Here is a 15,192-nt window from a genome sequence, read left to right as displayed (position 1 = left end):
CCGGTCACCCGGCCCGCCCGACGATTCAGCGGATCTCGGTGGTGTCCTCGGGGCGCGGTTGACCGCGCGGCGGAGCGGACCACGGCGACTCCCCACCGACCCGGCGTGGCAGCGGCTCGGTCGGCGTCGGATCAGCCGGGTAACCCAGCGTGAGGGGCGCGGTGTCCCGCTCCGCCGGTGTGGCCGGCGGCCAGTCGGTCAGTGTGAAGTCGTCCTTGTGGGGGCCTCCGTCCGGCACGGGGGCCGGCGTCGCGGCCGGCTCGGTCGCCGGGCTGGGCCACTGCCGCCACCGCTGCATGCTGAAGGTCGCCATCAGCAGCAGCAGGCCGACCAGGAAGAGCGTGCCGTTCTCCACCGGCAGCCGCAGCGGCAGTGGATCGCCGAACACCTTCCACCCGTTCGGGATCGCGTCCCGCACCGCGAAGGGCGCCACGAACATCCCGATGTACGGGATGACCAGCAGCAACCCGGCCACCAGCGGGCCCAGCGGCGAGAAGCGCAGCGTGCCGAGCAGGCCCAGCAGGACACCGCCGACACCGAGGTACACGGCCGGCTCGATCAGGTTGGCGGTATTGAACGTGCCGATCTCCACCCAGCGGTCGACCGTCCGGCTCGACCCGTCCTGCCCCAGTGTGACCAGCACCCAGGTGATGGGCGCCACCACCAGCCCGGCGAGGAAGCTCCAGAGATGTCGCATCCGCGCACCGTACCGTTTTCGACATGACTGAGCACCTCTCCGCCGCTCCGATCGGCAAGCCGACGTCGTACTCGCGCGTCACGCTGAGCAAGATCATGACTGCCGTGGACGTGAACCTCTACGGCACCGTGCACGGCGGGGTCCTGATGAAGTTCGTCGATGACGTGGCGGGTGCCGCCGCGGCCCGGCACAGCGGCGGAACGGCGGTGACCGCGGCGATCGACGAGATCGTCTTCTCCGAGGCGGTCCGGGTCGGTGACCTGGTGCACGCGCACGCGCAGGTGAACTGGACCGGCCAGACCTCGATGGAGGTGGGCGTGCGGGTGGTCGCCGAACGGTGGGACTCGGCCGAGGACGCGGCGGTCCGGGTGGCCACCGCGTACCTGGTCTTCGTCGGCGTGGACGTCGGCGGCGCGCCGAGGACGGTCCGCCCGGTGCTGCCGGAGACGGCGGAGGACGAGCGCCGGTACAAGGAGGCGGAGATCCGCCGGGCGCACCGCCTCGCCCGCCGCCGCGCCATCCAGGCCCACCGCGCCGGCTGAGTGGAAGGAAGGGCCCCTTACTAACGCCAGGCGTTAGTAAGGGGCCCTTCCTTCGCCCACATGGGTCGGCGGGGTGGAGTGTGGGACGAGCACGCGTCGGATGGCGTACCCGGTGCGCAGAATGGCGCTTCGAGGTAGGGCAAGATGGCGCCACGGCCCATTCACAACGTCGTGCCGGGCCAGGGGAGGGTGGACGAGTGGGTGACATGCTGTGGGCGCCGCCGGCGGACGTACGCGAGCGGTCCCGGATCGGCGGCTACCTGCGCTGGCTGCGCGAGCACCGGGGGCTGGACTTCGCCGACTACGACGCGCTGTGGCGCTGGTCCACCACCGATCTGGACGGGTTCTGGCGCTCCGTCTGGGACCACTTCGAGGTGATCGCGCACACCCCGCCGACCGCCACCCTGGCCGACCGGGGGATGCCCGGGGCCCGCTGGTTCCCCGGGGCCACGCTCAACTACGCGGAGAACGTGCTGCGGATGCCGGGGCGTGTCGACGACGACCCGGTGGTGATCGCGCACGGGCAGACCCGACCGCCGATCACGCTGACCGCCGGGGAGCTGCGCGAGCAGGTGCGCCGGGTGTCGGCCGGGCTGCGCCGGCTCGGCGTCACCGCCGGTGACCGGGTGGCGGCGTACGCCCCGAACATCCCGGAGACGTACGTCCTGTTGCTGGCCACCGCCAGCCTGGGTGCCATCTTCTCGTCCTGCGCGCCCGAGTTCGGCACCCGCAGTGTCACCGACCGGTGGCAGCAGATCGAGCCGACGGTGCTGGTCGCCGTGGACGGCTACCGGTACGGCGACAAGCCGGTGGACCGCCGCGCCGAGGTCGCCGCCATCCGGGCCGCCCTGCCGTCGCTGCGGCACACCGTCAGCATCGGCTACCTCGACCCGCAGGCCGCGCCGCAGGACGCGCTCGGCTGGGCCGAGCTGGCCGCGCCGACCGACGAGCCGTTGACGTTCACGCCGGTGCCGTTCGACCACCCGCTGTACGTGCTCTACTCCTCGGGCACCACCGGGCTGCCCAAGCCGATCGTGCACGGCCACGGTGGCATCCTGCTGGAACACCTGAAGATGCTCGCCCTGCACCACGACCTGGGCCCGGCGGACCGGTTCTTCTGGTTCACCACCACCGGCTGGATGATGTGGAACTTCCTGGTCTCCGGCCCGGCGGTGGGCGCGACCATCGTGCTCTTCGACGGCAATCCCGGCCACCCGGACCTCGGTGGGCTGTGGCGGCTGGCGGCGGAGACCGGCACCACGTACTTCGGCACCTCGGCCCCCTTCCTGTTGGCCTGCCGCAAGGCCGGGCTGGTCCCCCGGGAGATCGCCGACCTGTCCGCGCTGCGCGGGGTGGGTTCCACAGGTGCGCCGTTGCCCGCCGAGGGCTTCCACTGGGTGTACGAGACGGTCGGCGACCACCTGCAGCTCCAGTCGCTCTCCGGTGGCACCGACGTGTGCACCGGTTTCGTCGGTGGGGTGCCGCTGCTGCCGGTGTACGCCGGTGAGATCGCCTGTCGTGCCCTGGGCGCCAAGGTGGAGGCTCGTTCCGCCGACGGCACCCCGGCCATCGGTGAACTGGGCGAGTTGGTGATCACCGAGCCGATGCCGAGCATGCCGGTGGGCTTCTGGAACGACCCGGAGGGCATCCGCTACTCCGAGGCGTACTTCGACGTCTATCCGGGCGTCTGGCGGCACGGCGACTGGATCACCATCAACGAGCGGGGCGGCTGCGTGATCACGGGGCGCTCCGACGCCACGCTGAACCGGGGCGGGGTGCGGCTGGGCACCGCCGAGTTCTACTCGGTGGTCGAAGGGCTGGACGAGGTGCTCGACTCGGTCGTCGTGCACCTGGAGGACGACGAGGGTGGCGCTGGCGAGCTGCTGCTCTTCGTGGTGCTGGCCCACGGTCTGGAGTTGGACGATCCGATGCGCGCGACGATCTGTCGTGAACTGCGCACCGCCCTCTCGCCCCGGCACGTGCCCGACGAGATCCACCAGGTGCGTTCGGTGCCCCGCACCCTGTCGGCGAAGAAGCTGGAGGTGCCGGTCAAGAAGATCCTCACCGGCACCCCGGTCGACCAGGCCGCAGCCAAGGGCGCGCTGGCCAACCCGGAGTCGCTGACCGCGTTCGCCGCCCTGGCCCAACGCCGCGCCACCGCCTGACGACCCCCCGCTCCGCCACCCGCCCCGCCCCGCCCCGCCCCGCCCCCCGCCACCCTCCACCCCGGTCGATCATGGAGTTGTGGTGCTCCCCAAAACGGGCATAGCTGCCGGAATTCCCCACCACAACTTCATGATCGACGCGCTGGGGTGGGGTGGGGTGGGGTGGGGTGGGGGATGGGTTACGGGAGGGGGTGGGTGACTTTCTCCGTGGTTATGCGGGTGGGAAGGTTGGCCGGGGCCAGGTTGGCGCACAGGACGACGGTGGCGGCCCGGGTCAGTGGGGCCAGGAGCCAGTCGACCGGGTCGGGATAGCGGGTGGCGTCGATCAGGACGCGCGCCCCACGCTCGATGCCCAGCTCGTCGGCGCGGGCCTCGGCCCGGGTCAGCAGGCGCTCGTCGGCGGGGCCCGGACCGGGCTGCGGCGTGAAGTGGTCGCCGTGTCGGCGTACCTCCACCACGTAGTCGGCGAAGCCGGGCGGCACCTGCCGTAGTGGAGCGGCGAGCGGGGCCAACCCGAGGGCGTACCGCTCGTCGGCGGACCAGGACTGCGCCTCGTCGAGCTGGTCGACGGCGGCGAAGAGCACGTCCACGTCTCCCGGCGTGTCGACGACGTTCAACTTGGCCGACCAGCAACCCAGCAGCACCGTCGCGGCCTGCCAGTGCGGCGGCAGCAGCACGCCGGCCGGGGTGCCCGGGGCGAGGCCGACCTCGTCGACGAGAAGATTGGCGGTCTTCGCCACCCAGTTCGCCAGGGTGGCGCCGGAAAGTTCGGTGCGGTCACCGCTGGCATCGTCGTACCAGGTGAGCAACGGTCTGGTCGGGTCGGTCGCGATCGCGTCGGCGAAGACCCGGGCAATATTGTCGGCCATCGGCGCGAACGATACGCCCCTGCCGGCCGTACTCGATGGCGATGACAAGTCGGCGTACCGTCGGGTCGCAGTCAGCGCCGCCCCCGCGCTCCGGCGTAGGCTTGGCCCCCGGAGTGTTTTTCCCCACAGACCCGCCAGTGCAAGGAGTCGCCCCGTGACCGCCGGTCGCCCGCCCCGCGTGCTCATCGACGCCACGAGTGTCCCCGCCGACCGTGGTGGTGTCGGTCGCTACGTCGATGGTCTGCTCGGTGCCCTCGGCAAGGTGTGCGGGTCGGGGGTGGAGCTGGCGGTGGTCAGCCTCCGCACCGACCTGGAGCGTTACACCCGGATGCTGCCTGGCGCGGAGATCATCCCCGCCCCGGCCGCCGTGGCCCACCGTCCGGCCCGGCTCGCCTGGGAGCAGACCGGCCTGCCGTTGCTCGCCCAGCAGGTCGGTGCGCAGGTGCTGCACTCGCCGTTCTACACCTGCCCGCTGCGGGCCGGCTGCCCGGTCACGGTGACCGTGCACGACGCGACGTTCTTCACCGAGCCGGAGCACTACGACAAGTCCCGCCGCACGTTCTTCCGCAGCGCCATCAAGACCTCGCTGCGCCGCGCCGACCGGGTGATCGTGCCCAGCAAGGCCACCCGGGACGAGCTGATCCGGTTGCTCGACGCCGACCCGACCCGGATCGACGTGGCCTACCACGGTGTCGACCAGGCTGCCTTCCACGCTCCCACCGAGGAGGAGAAGGCCCGCGTCCGGGCCCGGCTGGGGCTCGGCAACAGCAGCTACGTCGCGTTCCTCGGCGCCAAGGAGCCGCGCAAGAACGTACCCAACCTGATCCGTGGTTGGGCGCGGGCGGTGGCCGACCGGTCCGACCCGCCGGCGCTGGTGATCGCCGGTGGGCAGGGGCACGACGACGACATCGACCGGGCCGTGGCCGAGGTCCCGTCGCACCTGCGCCTGCTGCGCCCCGGCTACCTGCGCTACGCAGACCTGCCGGGCTTCCTCGGTGGCGCGCTGGTCGCCGCCTACCCGTCCTACGGCGAGGGGTTCGGTCTGCCGATCCTGGAGGCGATGGCGTGCGCCGCCCCGGTGCTGACCACTCCCCGGCTGTCCCTGCCCGAGGTGGGTGGCGACGCGGTCGCGTACACCTCGGAGGACCCGGAGCAGATCGGCACCGACCTGGCCGCCCTTCTGGACGACGAGCAACGACGGTTGTCACTGGCGAAGGCGGGCTTCGACCGGGCGAAGGAGTTCACCTGGGAGTCCAGCGCCGAGGTGCACATCGCCGCCTGGAGCCGGGCCCGTTCCTGACCCGCCGGCCCGGGTGGTGACCCGTGCCACTCCCGGCAGGCTCGTCGGGCATGATGTGCGGATGCTTTATGCGGTCATCCCGGCAGGTGGCAGCGGCACACGGTTGTGGCCGTTGTCCCGCGCCGGCCACCCCAAGTTCCTCCATCCGCTGACCGGCACCAGCGCCTCGCTGCTGCAGGCGACCGTGGAACGGCTCGCGCCGCTGACCACACCGGATCGGACCCTTGTGGTCACCGGTGCCGCGCACGTCGCGGCGGTGGCTCGGCAGCTGACCGGGCTGCCCGAGGAGAACATCCTGGTCGAGCCCTCCCCTCGGGATTCCTGCGCGGCGATCGCGTTGGCGGCGGCGGTGATCGCGGTGCGCGACCCGAACGCGGTGATGGGCAGCTTCGCGGCCGACCACCTGATCCGCGACCCGGACAGCTGGGTCCGCACCGTCCAGGAGGCGGTCCGCGGGGCCGAACAGGGCATGCTGATGACCGTCGGGATCACCCCGACCCGGCCGGAGACCGGCTACGGCTACCTGGAGACCGGCGAGGAGACCGAGGGTTCGCCGTGGCGGCAGGTGGCCGAGTTCAAGGAGAAGCCGGGCGCCGAGGTCGCCGAGGCGTACGTCCGTTCGGGCCGGCACCTGTGGAACGCGAGCATGTTCGTGTGGCGGGTGGACGTCTTCCTCGCCGAGCTGGCCCGTCAGCAGCCGGCGTTGCACGCGGGCGTCGTCGCGATCGCCGCCGCCTGGGGCACCCCTGAGCAGGACGAGGTCCTCGGCGCGATCTGGCCGACCCTGCCGAAGATCTCGGTGGACTACGCGGTGATGGAGGGCGCGGCAACCGCGGGTCGGGTCGCGACCGTGCCGGGCGACTTCGGCTGGAACGACGTCGGTGACTTCCACACCCTGGGCGACGTGCTCCCGACCGACGACGCGGGCAACGTGGTGCTCGGCACCGACGCGAAGCCGGGTGTGCTGCTGCGGGACAGCGCCAACCTGGTGGTGGTTCCGCAGTCGGGGCGGCTGGTGGCCGTCCTCGGGTTGCGCGACCTGATCGTGGTGGACACCCCGGACGCGGTGCTGGTCTGCCCGCGCGATCGGGCGCAGGACGTCAAGGCCCTGGTCGACGAGCTCAAGGAGCGAGGCGAAGAGGGCTACGTCTGAGGGCTGCGAGGGCCGGCGCGACCAGTTGCACGGTCCCGCCGGCCAGCGGCTCGGGCAGGTGGTCCGGCGCGAACCAGCCCAACTCCTCGGCCTCGTCGCTGACCTGCTCCACCGCCGCCGGCGGGGCGACCACGGCGAACCGGACGTCGTGGTGCAGGGAACCACCCTGGCACTGCACCGGGTGCACGTCCACGTCGATCGGCACCGGGTCGATGCGCAGACCGGCGATCCCGGACTCCTCGGTGGCCTCGCGGAGCGCGGCGGCCACCAGGGTCTGGTCGACCGGCTCGCAGTGCCCGCCGAGCTGCACCCACCGCCCGAACTTGGCGTGCAGGCAGAGCAGCACCCGGGAGCCGGTGGAGTCCAGCACCAACGCGCTGGCGGTGATGTGCCCCGGCCGGTGCTGTCGGCTCATCGCGACCGGGCCGGCGTCGAGCAGGCGGAGGGTCCGGTCCCGGGCGAGGGCCGCGGCCGGGCTGGTGGGCTGCCAGCCGTCGAGCAGCGCGGTGGCGTCGGCGTGCAGCGCCGTGTACGTCGTGGGGTCGGTGATCGCGGTGTCAGGCACCCCGACACTGTACGAGCGTGTGCTCCGTAACCTGGCTCGGTGGCCCTGCGACTCGTCGAATTCGGGTGGCCGGGCGAGTGCGAGCGTTGGGTGACCGGGCGGCACCTCTGCGGAGCAAGGGGCCGCAGACCCTCGTGGTGCCGCCCGGTCACCGGGGCCTCCCCGGTCCCGGTGCTCTGGCGCCGGGAGCGTCGAGGACGCGCCGGCACCGTGTTCGAGCACTGGAAGCATGCCCAACCGGCCCGGAGGACGTCGAGGTTTTTCAGCCCAGGCTTAAAGATGGAGATTAGTGCCGGCCAGGTAGAGTCGAACGGTCACCAGGCATCCCCCTGCCGGCGACACGGGAGCGCACCATGCTGAAGATCCACTTTTCTGGGGACGACATCCTCCGGACCAGGGTGGCACCGGCTGCGGACCCCATCTGGGAACTGGTCCTCAGCCTGCACGTGCTCCAGGGCCGCAACCGTGATCCCCTGACGGCGCACTGGCGGCGCACCGTGTCCCGAGGGCTGCGTCAGGACGTCGGCTCCGAGCAACTCCGGTTGCTGTTCGCGCTCAACCCACCGCGTGGCTACTTCCCCGACTTCCTCACCCCGTACGCCAGCGTCGACGGTTTCGAGGCCGGGCTGGACGCGCTCCGCCGGACCCCCACCGAGCTGCTGCACCGGGACCTGAGCGTGCTCGCCACCGAGAACCAGCTGCCCTCCTCGGCCGCCGCGCTGGCCCGAGGCGAGGTGGCGGTGCTGCACCACCTCGCCGAGTCGATGGAGCAGTACCGGTCGTTGGCGATCAGCCCGTACTGGAGCCGGATTCAGGCCGCCGTGGCGGCGGACCGGGCTCGCCGAGCCCGAGCCCTGCTCGACGGCGGTGTCGAGGGCCTGCTCACCAGCCTCCGGCCAGCCATGCGCTGGGAGGGTGGGGTGCTCGAGGTTCGTCACTACCCGCACAGCCGGGAGATGCACCTGGACGGTCGAGGGCTGCTGCTGGTGCCGTCGTTCTTCTGCGCGAGCACGCCTGTCGCGCTGCTCGACCCGGCGTTGCCACCGGTGCTGGTCTACCCGGTGGACCGGCTGGGCGGGCTGGCGCCGGCCGACCGCATCGGGGCGGCTCCCTCCGGTGCGGCCCGCGACACACTCGCCGCGCTGCTCGGCCGCACCCGGGCGGCGGTGTTGCAGGCCAGCGACGAGGGGTGCACCACCGGCGAGGTGGCCCGCCAGCTCAACATCTCGCCGGCGGCGGCGAGCCAGCACGCCACGGTGCTGCGCAACGCCGGCCTGCTGGTCAGCCACCGGGAGCGCAACAGCGTGCTGCACACGTTGACACCGCTCGGCCGGGCCATGCTGGACGCCTGACCCGGCCGGCTCTCACCGGGCGAGCGGGGCGCTCGCCGGGCTGGCCCCGGTGCTGTCTCACCGGGCGAGCGGGGCGACCGCCGGGCTGACCCGGCCGGCTCTCACAGTGCGAGCGCGGCGCTCGCCGGGCTGCCCGGCGGTGGCGGCAACAGGGTCGAATCGACACCCTCGGAGGCCAGGGCGACGCGCAGTCGGTGCAGGTCGGCACCGAAGCGGACCAGACCGATCGGCTCGACGGGCGTCGGGGCCGAGGCCAGCACCAGGGCTGCGCCCTCCGGCCATCCCGGCATCTCGGCGACCAGTCCGGCGCGTACCTCAGCCTCGTCGACCAGGGTGAAGACCGTGCCGGGGGCGACGACCTCGGCGATCTTGTCGATCGCCCGTCGCACCGCGCTCAGGTCCGCCGGCGTCGAGCCGAGCGCGTCGGTCAGGGTGGCGGCGTCGGCGAGCCCGGCGGCCCGGGCCTCGGCGGTGCCGAGCGAGAAGAGGTCCTGCGCGGCGTCGCGGACCAGAGCCCGCGCACCGGCGGTGTCCTCCGGGTCGGTGGTGGAGAGGTAGCCCCGCACCACAGCGACCGGGACCTGGTCGCACTTTCCCTTGATCAGCTCGCCGGCGCCCGCCAGCTCGTCCACCACGGCCATCTGGGTCAGCTGCAGCTCGTTGCCGTACGGGTCCACCTCGCCCCGGTGGTCACGGATGGCCGGCATCCCGGCCACACCGAGCGCCACGTCGGTGAGCCCGTTGCGCCACGGTCGCCCCATCGTGTCGCTGATGATCACCGCGACATCCAGGTCGTAGCGCTCCCGCAGCGCCTCGCGCAGCGCCCGTGCCGAGGCGTCCGGATCGACCGGCAGCAGCACCAGTTGGGTCTTGTCCACGTTCGACGCGTCGATGCCCGCCGAGGCCATGACGAAGCCGTGATGGGTCTGCACGATCCGGGTCGGCCCTCGACTGGCGACCACCCGGGCGGTCTCACCGGCCAGGACATCGTCCCGGGCCGCCAGCCGCTCCGGCCCGTCCGCCGGGACGTCGACCAGCCGCCCCTCCGCCTTGGAGACGATCTTGCTGGTCACCACCAGTACGTCACCGTTGCGCAGCCACGGCGCCGCCGTCGCGATCACCGCGGGCAGGTCGTCACCCTCGGCCACGTGGCCGATGCCGAGCACCGGCAGGATCTCCAGCCTCACGTCAACTCCACCGCGGCGCGGACCATCGCCGCCGTCGCCGCCTCGTCGGTCATCCGCAGCGGCACCGCGCGGACCGTCATCTCGGGCACCACCGTGCCGGCGTCCTCCTCGGCCACCAGCCACCCGTCCAGCAGGCCACCGGCCGTCCGGCCTCCGTACAGGCGGCCCACCCCGGCGGCGCTGCACTCGACGCCGAGCACGTCGAGGCAACGGTCCGCCATTCCGCGCACCGGAGCGCCGCCGATGATCGGCGAGACACCCACCACCGGTGCCGGGCCGTCCACGACCGCCTCACGGAGCCCCGGTACGGCCAGCACCGGTGCCACACTCACCACGGGGTTGCTCGGCGCGACGAGCACCAGGTCGGCCGAGCCGATCGCCTCCAGCACCCCGGGTGCCGGCTTGGCCGTCTCCGCACCGACGAACACGAAACGCTGGGTGGGGATGTCGGCCCGGTGCCGCACCCACCACTCCTGGAAGTGGATCGCCCGTTGCCCCTGCTCGTCCTCGACGACGGCATGGGTCTCCAGTCGGTCGTCGGTGGCCGGCAACAGGCGTACCCCCGGCTCCCAGCGGGTGGACAGCGCCTCGGTGACGGCGCTCAACGGGTAACCGCCGTTGAGCATGGTGGAACGCACCAGGTGCGTGGCGATGTCCTTGTCGCCGAGACCGAACCAGGTCGGCTGCGCCCCGTACGCGGCCAGCTCGTCCTTGACCGTCCAGCTCTCGCCGACCCGACCCCAGCCCCGCTCGGGGTCGGCACCGCCACCGAGCGTGTACATGACGCTGTCCAGGTCAGGGCAGATCTTCAACCCGTGCAGCCACAGGTCGTCGCCGACGTTGACCACGGCGGTCACCTCCGCGCCGACGTCCCGGGCGTACGCCCGGACGCCGAGCAGGAACCGGGCACCACCAATGCCGCCGGCCAGAACCACGATGCGCATGTCGACCATCCTCGCGCACGCGACGCCTCCGGTCCGCTGGTGACCCAGGAGACTAGGCTCACGTGCGCCCTGTCCGTTCATGCCCCGAGGGGGAGCTCGTGACCAGCCCCGCCGAGCCCGCGTCGACCGACGCATCGCAGGCCCGTCAGCTGACCAAGCCACTACGCGAGCTCGCTGCGCTCGCCCTGCTCGGCGCCAACGCCGTGTTCCTCTTCGTGGGCCTGCTCCGGCTGATCGCCCCGAACGACTACAGCTCCTTCACCGACCGGGCGGGCAGCGCCTTCTACTCGTTCATCGGGGTGGAGGCGGTGGCTCTCCCGCTGCTGGCCGTGCTGCTGGCCACGCACATCTCGCCGGTGCTGCCGAAGGCGAAGCTGATCACGCAGGTGGCCCTCGTCGAGTACGCGGTCAGCGCCCTGTTCGGCACGTTGACCATGCTGATCTGGACGGTCGGCCGCCTGGCTCAGGCCGAGATCCTCGACGCGCTCCTCGGCGTGCTCACCCGGTTCGCCTGGATGGTGGTCTTCGCGGTCGCCGCCTGGGTGGTCTACACCGTCTGGCGTGCCCACTACTACGTGCCGCGGCCCAAGCCCCAGCCCGGCGTCTACGGCCAGCCGCAGCCCGGTTGGCCGCAGCAGCAGGGTGGTTGGCCGGCACCGGGGCAGCCCGGTGGTCAGCCGCAGGGCGGATGGCCCGCTCCCGGCCAGCCGGGTGGTTACCCGCAGGCGGGTCAGCCGGGTGGTTACCCGCAGGCCGGCCAGTACGGTCAGCCGTCGCCGCCGTTCCAGGCACCGCAGTCCGCGCCGCCGCACCCGCAGTCCGCGCCGCCCTTCCCGCAGTCCGCGCCGCCCTTCCCGCAGTCCGGGCCGCCGCACCCGCAGTCCGCGCCGCCGCACCCGCAGTCCGCGCCGCCCTTCCCGCAGTCCGGGCCGCCGCACCCGCAGTCCGCGCCGCCCTTCCCGCAGTCCGCGCCCCCGGCGAACCCCGCCCCCCAGTCGTCGCCGCCGTCCCCGGCTGCGCCGCCGTTCGGGCAGCCGCCGTCGGCCGACCCCACGCAGGCCATTCCGCGTCAGTCCGCCGACCCGACCGAGGTCATCTCCCACCCCGCCGACCCGGACACCGACCGGACCCAACACATCAAGCCCAACGACCACCCGGACCAGCCCCGCTGAGTCCGCAACGGTAGATCTTGGACACTTTCCGTTCCGGGCTGACGGAAAGTGTCCAAGATTGCCAGCTGTGGGGGGTGTGAACGGCGTGGGTCGCGGCGCGCGGCGACCTGTCGCCCAGCCGGGAGCCGTTGCCGCGATCGTTCAGTGCCGTTTCCCACGCTGCGGGCTGGGACTGGTTGGGTGGCGTCGCACTGCGCATAGGGTGAGTGGATGGTTGATCGCACCCCCTCCGGCCCGAGCGACCACCCCGGCCTGAGCGACCACCCCGGCCCGAGCGATGCGAGCGTGCGGCGGGCCCTGGGCCGGGCCGCGACCGGGCGGGCGCTGGATGTCGACGAGGCGACCGCCCTGCTGTCCGCCCGTGGTGACGCGCTCGACGAGTTGCTCCGGGTAGCCGGGGGGATTCGCGACGCGGGGCTGCGGGAGGCCGGGCGGCCGGGCGTCGTCACGTACTCCAAGAAGGTCTTCATCCCGCTGACCCGGCTCTGCCGGGATCGCTGCCACTACTGCACGTTCGCGACCGTGCCGCACCGGTTGCCCGCGCCGTTCCTGGACCGGGACGAGGTGCTGGCCATCGCCCGGGAGGGTGCCGCGCAGGGTTGCAAGGAAGCCCTGTTCACCCTGGGTGACCGGCCGGAGGAGCGTTGGCCGGCGGCCCGGAGCTGGTTGGACGAGCGCGGCTACGACTCCACCCTGGACTACCTGCGCGCCTGCGCGGTCGCGGTGCTGGAGGAGACCGGGTTGCTGCCGCACCTCAACCCGGGGGTGCTGTCCTGGTCGGAGTTGCAGCGGCTCAAGCCGGTCGCGCCGAGTATGGGCATGATGTTGGAGACGACGGCGACGCGGCTCTGGTCCGAGCCGGGAGGTCCGCACTTCGGCTCACCGGACAAGGAGCCGGCGGTCCGGCTGCGGGTGCTGGAGGACGCGGGCCGGGTCGGGGTGCCGTTCACCACGGGCATCCTGATCGGCATCGGGGAGACCCCGGCGGAGCGGGTGGACGCGCTCTTCGCGATTCGCCGCGCCGATCGGGAGTACGGGCACCTCCAGGAGGTGATCGTGCAGAACTTCCGCGCCAAGCCGGACACGGCGATGCGCGGCATGCCCGACGCGGAGCTGCACGACCTGGCCGCCACGGTGGCGGTGGCCCGGCTGCTGCTCGGCCCGAAGGCCCGGATCCAGGCCCCGCCGAACCTCATCGCCGGCGAGTACGACCTGTTGCTGCGGGCCGGCATCGACGACTGGGGTGGCGTCTCGCCGCTCACCCCGGACCACGTCAACCCGGAACGCCCGTGGCCGCAGATCGAGGAGCTGGCCCGGCACTCCGAGCTGGCCGGGTTCACGCTGCGGGAGCGGTTGACCATCTACCCGGAGTACGTGCGCGCCGGCGACCCGTGGCTCGATCCTCGGCTGCTGCCGCACGTCAGTGCCCTCGCCGATCCGGCGACGGGCATGGCGGTCGAGTCGGCGATGCCGCAGGGACAACCGTGGCAGGAGCCGGAGGAGGTGTTCGGCGGGCGGGTCGACCTGCACGCCACCATCGACACCACCGGTCGGACCGACGACCGGCGGGGTGACTTCGACAGCGTCTACGGGGACTGGGCCGAGGTGGCCGGCAAGGTCACCCCGGAGGCGACCGCGCGGCGTGCGGGCGTACCCCCGACGGTGGCCGGGAGTGGCGCGGACCGTGACCTGGCGGCGGGGCTCAAGCTCGCCGCCGACGACCCGGCGGCGCTGCTCGACCCCCGGCACGCCGACGCCGCGCTGGCGCTGTTCGGCGCGGACGGGCCGGCGCTCGACGAGGTGTGCCGGCTCGCCGACGACGTCCGCCGGGACGCGGTCGGCGACGACGTCACCTACGTGGTCAACCGCAACATCAACTTCAGCAATGTCTGCTACGTGGGCTGCCGGTTCTGTGCCTTCGCGCAACGTGAACGGGACGCCGACGCGTACCGGCTCTCCGTCGACCAGGTCGCCGACCGGGCCGAGGAGGCATGGGCGGCCGGTGCCAGCGAGGTGTGCCTCCAGGGCGGCATCGACCCGAAGATGCCGGTCACCGGGTACGCCGACATCGTGCGCGCGATCAAGGCCCGGGTGCCCGAGATGCATGTGCACGCGTTCTCACCAATGGAGATCGTGACCGCTGCCGCGAAGGCCGGCGTGCCGGTCCGCGAGTGGCTGACCCAGCTGCGTGAGGCCGGGCTGGACACCATCCCGGGCACCGCCGCGGAGATCCTCGACGACGACGTGCGGTGGGTGCTGACCAAGGGCAAACTCCCGGCCGCCGCCTGGGTCGACGTGGTCAGCACGGCACACGAGCTGGGCATCCGGTCCAGTTCCACGATGATGTACGGCCACGTCGACCACCCAGGGCAGTGGCTGGCGCACTTCCGGGTGCTGGCCGGGGTGCAGGACCGTACCGGCGGGTTCACCGAGTTCGTGGCGCTGCCGTTCGTGCACACCAACGCCCCGATCTACCTGGCCGGGATCGCCCGACCCGGCCCCACCTGGCGGGAGAACCGGGTGGTGCACGCGATGTCCCGGTTGCTGTTGCACGGCCGGATCGACAACATCCAGTGTTCCTGGGTGAAGTTGGGCGACGAGGGCACGGTGGCGATGCTCCAGGGTGGCTGCAACGACCTGGGCGGCACGCTGATGGAGGAGACCATTTCCCGGATGGCGGGCTCCGGCAACGGTTCGGCGCGTACCGAGGAGCAGTTGCGGGCCATCGCGACGGCGGCCGGGCGTCCGGCGCGCAAGCGTACGACTGCGTACGGTCACATCCGATCCTGACGTCGAACCTTTCCCCGCCTCCGGCCGTACCACGCGGTGCCGGCGGCGGTCGCGGCGAGGACCGCCGCCGGTGTCCCCTCGGGGCCCGGCGTCGCTGGACGGCACCGGACCCGACCGTCTGAGCGGGCGCGTTCGCGCCGCCGCCGGAAAGGTTGCCCATGACCAGTGATCAGCGGAAGCGGCAGTGGCCGCGACTGACCCGCCGGCAGACGTTGACCGCCGCGGCCAGCGCCACCCTCGGGGCCGCCGCGCTCACCGTGCCGGGCCTGTCGGCCGCCCAGAACGCTCCCGGCGCGGCCGGGCGGGCCGACGAGCCGATCGTCGTGCACCTGCGGGACGTCGACTCCGGAACGATGGACGTCTTCGTCGGCGAGACCCGGATCGAGGTACGCGACCGCGGCCTGGCGGATCGACTGCGGCGCGCCGCCCGGCGCTGACCCGACATCCCGCCCTGCC

13 protein-coding genes are annotated in these 15,192 nt (G+C 72.5%); 8 read left to right on the top strand and 5 right to left on the bottom strand.

What is annotated here, in order from left to right; genetic code table 11:
* Positions 1–25: 25 nt before the first annotated feature.
* Positions 26–697, bottom strand: a complete 672-nt coding sequence (locus ABGB10_RS07585) for a hypothetical protein (protein ID WP_347660125.1) — start codon at positions 695–697, stop codon at positions 26–28.
* A 23-nt stretch (positions 698–720) separates the two neighbouring features.
* On the opposite strand from ABGB10_RS07585, the gene ABGB10_RS07580 reads away from it, so the two are divergent.
* Together ABGB10_RS07580 and ABGB10_RS07575 are read left to right on the top strand one after the other, a co-directional pair.
* Positions 721–1,239 (top strand): hotdog domain-containing protein, encoded by a 519-nt coding sequence (locus ABGB10_RS07580; protein ID WP_347660124.1) that lies wholly within the window; start codon positions 721–723, stop codon positions 1,237–1,239.
* Between the two features lie 197 nt (positions 1,240–1,436).
* On the top strand, positions 1,437–3,404 hold the full coding sequence (locus ABGB10_RS07575) for an acetoacetate--CoA ligase (RefSeq protein WP_347660123.1): 1,968 nt from the start codon (positions 1,437–1,439) through the stop codon (positions 3,402–3,404).
* A gap of 179 nt (positions 3,405–3,583) precedes the next feature.
* Here ABGB10_RS07575 and ABGB10_RS07570 read toward each other — a convergent pair whose 3' ends face one another.
* The gene (locus ABGB10_RS07570) at positions 3,584–4,273 is read right to left on the bottom strand and encodes a TIGR03089 family protein (RefSeq protein ID WP_347660122.1); all 690 of its coding nucleotides are present in this window, start codon (positions 4,271–4,273) and stop codon (positions 3,584–3,586) included.
* 154 nt (positions 4,274–4,427) lie between these two features.
* On the opposite strand from ABGB10_RS07570, the gene ABGB10_RS07565 reads away from it, so the two are divergent.
* On the top strand, positions 4,428–5,573 hold the full coding sequence (locus ABGB10_RS07565; RefSeq protein WP_347660121.1) for a glycosyltransferase family 1 protein: 1,146 nt from the start codon (positions 4,428–4,430) through the stop codon (positions 5,571–5,573).
* Positions 5,574–5,634: 61 nt separating this feature from the next.
* Positions 5,635–6,726 (top strand): sugar phosphate nucleotidyltransferase, encoded by a 1,092-nt coding sequence (locus tag ABGB10_RS07560; RefSeq protein ID WP_347660120.1) that lies wholly within the window; start codon positions 5,635–5,637, stop codon positions 6,724–6,726.
* Here the strand turns inward: ABGB10_RS07560 and ABGB10_RS07555 are convergent.
* A complete protein-coding gene (locus ABGB10_RS07555) occupies positions 6,695–7,291 on the bottom strand; it encodes an NUDIX domain-containing protein (RefSeq protein ID WP_347660119.1) in 597 nt (198 codons plus the stop codon). The two genes, ABGB10_RS07560 and ABGB10_RS07555, sit on opposite strands and share 32 nt — an antisense overlap.
* Positions 7,292–7,644: 353 nt before the next feature.
* On the opposite strand from ABGB10_RS07555, the gene ABGB10_RS07550 reads away from it, so the two are divergent.
* The gene (locus ABGB10_RS07550; protein ID WP_347660118.1) at positions 7,645–8,643 is read left to right on the top strand and encodes a winged helix-turn-helix domain-containing protein; all 999 of its coding nucleotides are present in this window, start codon (positions 7,645–7,647) and stop codon (positions 8,641–8,643) included.
* A 101-nt stretch (positions 8,644–8,744) separates the two neighbouring features.
* On the opposite strand, the gene ABGB10_RS07545 is transcribed toward ABGB10_RS07550, so the two are convergent.
* Positions 8,745–9,830 (bottom strand): coenzyme F420-0:L-glutamate ligase, encoded by a 1,086-nt coding sequence (locus tag ABGB10_RS07545; protein WP_347660117.1) that lies wholly within the window; start codon positions 9,828–9,830, stop codon positions 8,745–8,747.
* Complete coding sequence (cofD, locus tag ABGB10_RS07540; protein ID WP_347660116.1) at positions 9,827–10,774, bottom strand: 2-phospho-L-lactate transferase; 948 nt, start codon at positions 10,772–10,774, stop codon at positions 9,827–9,829. Before cofD ends, ABGB10_RS07545 begins: the two co-directional genes overlap by 4 nt.
* A gap of 98 nt (positions 10,775–10,872) precedes the next feature.
* Here cofD and ABGB10_RS07535 point away from each other — a divergent pair, with 98 nt between their 5' ends.
* The 3 genes from ABGB10_RS07535 (at position 10,873) to ABGB10_RS07525 (ending at position 15,173) form a co-directional block, all read left to right on the top strand.
* Positions 10,873–11,946, top strand: a complete 1,074-nt coding sequence (locus ABGB10_RS07535; RefSeq protein WP_347660115.1) for a hypothetical protein — start codon at positions 10,873–10,875, stop codon at positions 11,944–11,946.
* A gap of 210 nt (positions 11,947–12,156) precedes the next feature.
* Complete coding sequence (locus ABGB10_RS07530; protein ID WP_347660114.1) at positions 12,157–14,736, top strand: bifunctional FO biosynthesis protein CofGH; 2,580 nt, start codon at positions 12,157–12,159, stop codon at positions 14,734–14,736.
* 158 nt (positions 14,737–14,894) lie between these two features.
* Positions 14,895–15,173: a hypothetical protein gene (locus ABGB10_RS07525; protein WP_347660113.1), complete on the top strand. Its 279-nt coding sequence runs from the start codon at positions 14,895–14,897 to the stop codon at positions 15,171–15,173.
* The last annotated feature ends 19 nt before the right edge of the window (positions 15,174–15,192 follow it).

This window comes from Micromonospora sp. B9E7, from assembly GCF_039871815.1.
Classification (GTDB): domain Bacteria; phylum Actinomycetota; class Actinomycetes; order Mycobacteriales; family Micromonosporaceae; genus Micromonospora.
This window is presented reverse-complemented; position numbering and strand designations above follow the sequence as displayed.

Excerpts from the sequence above, each read along its gene's own strand:
- ABGB10_RS07530 (WP_347660114.1), top strand. The coding sequence starts at position 12,157 with ATGGTTGATCGCACCCCCTCCGGCCCGAGCGACCACCCCGGCCTGAGC.
- ABGB10_RS07580 (WP_347660124.1), top strand. The coding sequence starts at position 721 with ATGACTGAGCACCTCTCCGCCGCTCCGATCGGCAAGCCGACGTCGTAC.
- ABGB10_RS07525 (WP_347660113.1), top strand. The coding sequence starts at position 14,895 with ATGACCAGTGATCAGCGGAAGCGGCAGTGGCCGCGACTGACCCGCCGG.
- ABGB10_RS07560 (WP_347660120.1), top strand. The coding sequence starts at position 5,635 with ATGCTTTATGCGGTCATCCCGGCAGGTGGCAGCGGCACACGGTTGTGG.
- ABGB10_RS07550 (WP_347660118.1), top strand. The coding sequence starts at position 7,645 with ATGCTGAAGATCCACTTTTCTGGGGACGACATCCTCCGGACCAGGGTG.
- ABGB10_RS07570 (WP_347660122.1), bottom strand. The coding sequence starts at position 4,273 with ATGGCCGACAATATTGCCCGGGTCTTCGCCGACGCGATCGCGACCGAC.
- cofD (WP_347660116.1), bottom strand. The coding sequence starts at position 10,774 with ATGCGCATCGTGGTTCTGGCCGGCGGCATTGGTGGTGCCCGGTTCCTG.
- ABGB10_RS07585 (WP_347660125.1), bottom strand. The coding sequence starts at position 697 with ATGCGACATCTCTGGAGCTTCCTCGCCGGGCTGGTGGTGGCGCCCATC.